Annotated in this window: 8 protein-coding genes; 1 reads left to right on the top strand and 7 read right to left on the bottom strand. The window is 34.8% G+C overall.

Annotated elements, in window-relative coordinates:
- The 5 genes from HF876_RS18530 to HF876_RS18510 all read right to left on the bottom strand — a co-directional run.
- On the bottom strand, window positions 1-623 hold a 623-nt coding region (locus tag HF876_RS18530; RefSeq protein WP_205964179.1), incomplete at its 3' end, for an LXG domain-containing protein.
- A gap of 351 nt (window positions 624-974) precedes the next feature.
- Window positions 975-1490: an Imm6 family immunity protein gene (locus HF876_RS18525; RefSeq protein ID WP_169361531.1), complete on the bottom strand. Its 516-nt coding sequence runs from the start codon at window positions 1488-1490 to the stop codon at window positions 975-977.
- 350 nt (window positions 1491-1840) lie between these two features.
- Window positions 1841-2290, bottom strand: a complete 450-nt coding sequence (locus HF876_RS18520; RefSeq protein WP_169361530.1) for a hypothetical protein — start codon at window positions 2288-2290, stop codon at window positions 1841-1843.
- Window positions 2291-2355: 65 nt separating this feature from the next.
- Window positions 2356-2751, bottom strand: coding sequence for an immunity 22 family protein (locus HF876_RS18515; RefSeq protein ID WP_169361529.1), 396 nt, complete (start codon window positions 2749-2751; stop codon window positions 2356-2358).
- A 19-nt stretch (window positions 2752-2770) separates the two neighbouring features.
- Window positions 2771-4270, bottom strand: coding sequence for a hypothetical protein (locus tag HF876_RS18510; RefSeq protein ID WP_169361528.1), 1500 nt, complete (start codon window positions 4268-4270; stop codon window positions 2771-2773).
- A gap of 156 nt (window positions 4271-4426) precedes the next feature.
- Here HF876_RS18510 and HF876_RS18505 point away from each other — a divergent pair, with 156 nt between their 5' ends.
- Window positions 4427-4588, top strand: coding sequence for a hypothetical protein (locus HF876_RS18505; RefSeq protein WP_240949837.1), 162 nt, complete (start codon window positions 4427-4429; stop codon window positions 4586-4588).
- A 134-nt stretch (window positions 4589-4722) separates the two neighbouring features.
- Here HF876_RS18505 and HF876_RS18500 read toward each other — a convergent pair whose 3' ends face one another.
- Window positions 4723-5208, bottom strand: a complete 486-nt coding sequence (locus tag HF876_RS18500; protein WP_169361527.1) for a DUF6985 domain-containing protein — start codon at window positions 5206-5208, stop codon at window positions 4723-4725.
- A 6-nt stretch (window positions 5209-5214) separates the two neighbouring features.
- The coding region (locus HF876_RS18495; RefSeq protein WP_205964178.1) for an HNH endonuclease at window positions 5215-5802 on the bottom strand (588 nt) is incomplete at its 5' end.

The raw sequence follows: 5802 nt of genomic DNA, 5'->3' as shown, positions 1-5802 counted from the left end.
TACAGGACGCTCCATGATTGGATGCCGTTCTGACAGAGACTTAACTTTTTTATGTCCAGGATATTGACGTAGATCCACTCTTGTAGATTCTGTTCAACGGTGCTTAATGATGTAGTTTGGGAAGTATCAAATTGATGTAGATCTGTAATTGTGTTGTCACGTTTCTGTTTAGAATTTCGAACTCCCTCTTGTACCTCACTATCATCTAGCGGTGGTAAAGCAACGATATCACTGACGGTCTCCATAATACTGTTTGCATCGTTGGTGAATCTTTCAGTTAAAGTACCAATCTGGGTAAGTCCCTGCTCCAATTCTCCTTCTAAAAACTGTTCAAGGATGTGACCAGCAGTATCCGGCTCTAACGATGTGAGTGCTGTCTCTATATGTTGGAGCTGCTGCTTGAATCTTTCTGTGAACAAAAGGAAGAAATGAAGGAATGGGAGATGAACTTCCGAGTAGAAATTTCGAATTGCACTGCCTCCAGCCCCCTTCAATACTTCCTCCATTGCAACAAGTCCCTTAATAGAATCATTAATATTACTTACTTCCGTTTCTAGACGTTCTAGCATAGCCATATTGCGTTGTAAACCATCTTGAAGTAGGTTGACATCTAACGTTTTCATAAGCGTGCCCTCATAGGATTAGGGCTTAAATATCTCCAATTTGCTTTATTATATAACACTTCCTTACATATTATAGACATAATCTCTCCTCCTATAGCAATCTATCATTATCTATAATATTCCATTTTTTATATTGAAAGGTAAAGTGTGGACTCCCATGTAACTCTAAAATGATTCGAAAGAAATATTAATTTTCAGTTAATTAGTTATTTGGAATTATCATGAATTGGATTATTATAATTTAAGTGTTTTGTACTTCATATCATATACATTAAAGAAACCTTGAAAGGCTTTAGCCAATCAAGGTTAACTAATCATTTATCTTGTTTTTTAGATTTCCTTGTTAAGTAGTTAATTTTGTATTTGTAATTCTTTTAAAATTTCTGTCCGCAAATCACTCGCCGCAATATTCTCATTCTTATAATTTGCCAATAAAGAATTTATTCTCTGAATATATCTATCTGAATCCTCTATACATTTTTCAAAACAATCCATAAAATGTTCTACTAATGTATCATCAACTAAAGCAATTGGTTCTGGATAATATTTGACGCATTCCCTTTCAAATGCTTTTCTGCTAGTAAAAGCAACTGCATCAATAATACAGTTCCAAGCTATTACATCTGTTTCATTATCTGATATCTCTTGAATTATTGTTATACCACTTTCCTCATTATCTAATAATTCATAAAGAATATCCCCATCATTTTCTTTACCTTTTAGCCACTCCCAACATTTATAAATAACTTCCTTGGCTAGAGTTTGATCTTTCCTTTGTGAAAAGACAGTCAAAGCTTTTTCTGAAAGTCCTAGAAAAAATATTACTTTGCCATCTTCTGTTAAACAACTAAATTTAGTATTAGCCATAATTAACCTCCAACTAATCAATATACTTTCCATTTTTAATCATTAGAATTAAGCCTACCAGTTACTTTAATTCCTTCATCAATTTTCGATGTTACTTCGACTTTTCGATTAGGATATTTTTAAACTTAATTGCTTTAACAAAGCCTATCGATTTTCATCTTTCTTAAGAACTTATAAGAAAATGAATCCCTTTATTAAGTAACCTAGTAACCTAGTAACCTAGTAACCTTTTAAATTATTGCTTCATGTTTCCCATTTGCTTGTATTTGACCATATGTATAACTCCCATTTAATAAAAAACCTTGAAAAGCTTTGAGCCAATCAAGGTAACAAGTAAAATTTCTAAATTTCTATTCTATTTCAATTCCATCATAAGCATCTCCTAGTGATTCAAACTCATCAATATACCAATACCAGCTCTCACCATTGCCTTTACTTACTAATATTCTATTTAGTAAATCAGTAAATGAAAGCTCATTTGGATTCCCCTTAGTAGGGCTGGCAACCGCACTTTTGGCTTCAGGTGTATTCCCTTTAGATGGCGGCTGAACAGCAGATGCTTGTCCTTTATTTGTATTCGCTCCATTGCCGTCCAAATCGGGGGTCTTATTGGCAACGTTCGGGTTCTGGATCTCTGGATTAACACCGCCACTGGGAGTTTTAGATGTTGGCATGTTGAACATGAATGGACTATTATTGGTATACGGTGTCCCATTCTGTAAGCTAGTCAACAGATTTAATCGTGACTGCGATCCAATGAGTGGACTGTTGGCCATATTCCGATAAACGGAAAAAAGCACCTTTTGTCAACTAACAAAAAGTGCTTCGCGGCTACAAATACTATATTAATAATCTTATTCAGTTACTAATCTTCATAAATAACAGACCCCATATATTTAAGGTTCCTACCATCAAGTTTTGCTTCCTCAACAAGTTCCCCATATTCAAAATCATATAACCGAATAACAATATTGTACTTTTCTTCTAAACTTTCACCATAAAAGTCTTTAAGTTCACTTATAAGTGCTTCTGAATATGAAGCATTCTTTAGTAATTCAGACAAAGAAGACGTAGGATATTCATTGTAGGTACATTCTAATAAATCTTGGTTATACTCAAGAAAGTCTATTTTAAAATCATTCATAAAGCTTGAAGGAATTCTGTCTCCCTCATTATCATATTTTATTTCTACATACTTGCTTAGAAAATCCTCATTACTACAATTTCCAAACCAAAGAGAAACAGCTCCTGGGTTTTCCATCTTAATCCCCCATTTCTAATTATCTAAGCCCTTCAGGTAATGAATCAATTCCGCCTTTCAGCCTATAATGTGCCCAATTTCTTAATTTCCTTTTAAATGTTTCATAATCAAGTGAGTGATCAATCAGATCAAGAAGCTCTCTATGAGCTTTTCCAGAACCATCAAACCCATGTCTTCCTACTGGGTTTACAAACTCAACGTCTTTCGTTAACGTTCTCATTTCTGCTATATCTTCAGCCGTTATGTCCCACCGTTTAAAAATTGGTGCTCGAGATACTAGATGCCATTCATGGTAGCCACCGGGATAACGAATCCTACTCTCAATTATAGTCCTTAATTTTGGAGTAGACCAGGCTAATTCAAATTCATCTATGCTCAAATCATTAAACCATTTTGCAAAATCTTTACTTCCTGGCATAGTTTCTGGTGTAAAGGTTCTAGTCCTAGAGGTTTCTTTAACAAAGTTGCCTTTTACAAGATTATTTAATTGCTCATTTGACAATCTTTTTTCCTTCTGTTTTTTACTAGCAGAAGGTTTCTCTATTACTCCGGGTTTCACGCTACTTGCTTTAGGTCTTGCTGGCTTAGATATACTAGTTTCACCCGAACCCTTAGTCTCAACATCCACACTCTTTACATCTGAATTAACATTACTATCAATACTTTTATTTGTTGGTGTAGTATCCACTTTTGCAGATGGAGTATTAATTGTATTCGTATTTTTAGGTGGAGCTGTATAATCTGCATTTCCTCCAACAACTTTTGGCTTAGCCTGTATATTCGTATTCGGTGTCTCTGATTTCACATGGGCTTTCCCACTATTAACTGGGGCTGGGTTGTTCGCTTTTGCCGTTGGTGTAGTGACTGTTTTAGTAGATTTGTTTGGAATCGTAGTGTTGCTCAGGTTTATGTGATCTCCATTGCCACCAACGACCTTCGGCAGATCCTGTATCTGCTCATTTGGATTCCCCTTAGTAGGGCTGGCAACCGCACTTTTGGCTTCAGGTGTATTCCCTTTAGATGGCGGCTGGACTGCAGATGCTTGTCCTTTATTTGTATTCGCTCCATTGCCGTCCAAATCGGGAGTCTTATTGGCAACGTTCGGGTTCTGGATCTCTGGATGAACACCGCCACTGGGAGTTTTAGATGTTGGCATGTTGAACATGAATGGACTATTATTGGTATACGGTGTCCGATTCTGTAAGCTAGTAAACAGATTTAATTGCGACTGCGAACCAATCAGTGGACTATTCACCATATCACGATAAACGGAAGTAGACACTGATTCTACTATCTCATCGTTTAGGACATTTTTGGGCTGAAAAAAATTACGTCCTTTATTTACAATTTTAGTCCCGGTACTTCCCCAGCCTAAAAATGGAACCATTGCTGCAAAGGAAAGACCTGCGTTTAACTTATCTCCTCTAGCATAATAGATTACTCCGTTTAAACCATCGGCTATTTCTCCGATTCCTGGTATTAACCCTGCTAGATCTAATCCAAATTGAAAACCATCCAACTATCGAATTCATGCAACTGTAAAACTGTATCGTCGCGTTTCTTTTTGGAATTTTGAATTTAAAAAACCTTGAAAGACAGTTAGCCAATCAAGGTTTTAAATATTATAAATTATCTTTAAACCCCAAAAATACACCAGAAGGGAGGAAATAAAATAATGAATGATATTTTTGTTAAATTACTTTATGAATCTATCGTGAAAGAGAACCTTCAACTCAAAGACTTGTATGAAGCGGAGAATATTACTTCTAAAACAGATGATTATTGGAAAAAGGCTACGGTTTTAAGTTCTTTAAAAGTTGAATTCTTTATGGCATAATATACTTTTTTAAATTACCTAATACCTCTTGCCAATAACGTTTGATGAGTTCCCTGATCGAGTTGCTTTCCATTTGGATTTAGTATATCAAATACTTTACTTACACCCTCATACTTTACATTAATTCAGGTAAATTATAGTACAATATCTTGATACCCTACTTCTTCTACATTTTCATCTTCAATTTTTATTCCTAACCCATTTTCAATATCCCAAGAGACATCACAAAGCAAACCTAGTCTTCTTTTTCCATTCTTTCTTACTCTTCTTACAATTAATTCAGTTGGCTTCACTAAACTTTTTAAATCTGAGGCAGATTCAACTTTTGGAGCAAAATTATCTGCTTCTGATTTATTCCCTAACCTCTCTCTATATTCTTCATAATTATCACTATAGTAGTCATATACTAGTTTTTCTGCCTCATTCATTATATTTTTCATATCTTGAATAAAATTTATAAATGCTTCTCTCTGTACATTGGAAAAATCCGCACTTTCATGTCCATCAATACTTAAAATTATTTCCTTCTCCAAGTCAAACATTCTAAGAGTTGTTTTTCCTCTCCAGAAATTATTTTTATATTCAAGTTCTCCAAAAAGATCATCATTAATCATTGTCATTTTTAATTACTCTCCTAACTTAACTTTTATATTATATTCGCCAACTCCACCCAAATGTCCAAAAACACTATTAATTTTTCTAGGTACCAATTGTATTGTTTCCAAGTCATTAAGTTCATGCCAAGTATATTTATTATCTTCTCGCCAATCAGCTACATCTTCTGCTGTCCATTTTTTATCTGGTGTACTCCAATTTTTAGCCAATTCTTCATCAGCAGTTGAAAAATTTGATTTTCTATCATTAGTCATGTTTTCTAATTTTATTTCACCTTTGGAGAATGGTGAAAAGTCTGGCATTCCATTTTTGTACTCAACTCCGTCAACGCCAGCTTCATCAAGATATTTTTTAACTTCTCCGGTCTTATCAGAGATAAATAACGACTCTGCTCGTTCGCTACTCCATTCGCCTTTATTAACAGGTGTTGTTTTTACCCTTTGCTCATAAGAGCTATATTTAGGCTCTACATCAAAACCTCTAGTATAATCTATCTGCCTATCTTTAACTGTCCCCTTTGACGGGACATCCGGTTTCGACAGCGATAAATTGCCAGTAAGAGGACTATTGAATGTTACAGACTTTGGTGTCATATTATT

Source organism: Psychrobacillus sp. BL-248-WT-3, from assembly GCF_012843435.1.
In the GTDB taxonomy this organism is placed as follows: Bacteria; Bacillota; Bacilli; order Bacillales_A; family Planococcaceae; genus Psychrobacillus.
Note: the sequence above shows the minus strand (reverse complement) of the source record. Positions and strands in the feature narration are given on the sequence as shown.

Excerpts from the sequence above, each read along its gene's own strand:
- HF876_RS18525 (WP_169361531.1), bottom strand. The coding sequence starts at position 1,490 with ATGGCTAATACTAAATTTAGTTGTTTAACAGAAGATGGCAAAGTAATA.
- HF876_RS18500 (WP_169361527.1), bottom strand. The coding sequence starts at position 5,208 with ATGACAATGATTAATGATGATCTTTTTGGAGAACTTGAATATAAAAAT.
- HF876_RS18505 (WP_240949837.1), top strand. The coding sequence starts at position 4,427 with ATGAATGATATTTTTGTTAAATTACTTTATGAATCTATCGTGAAAGAG.
- HF876_RS18515 (WP_169361529.1), bottom strand. The coding sequence starts at position 2,751 with ATGGAAAACCCAGGAGCTGTTTCTCTTTGGTTTGGAAATTGTAGTAAT.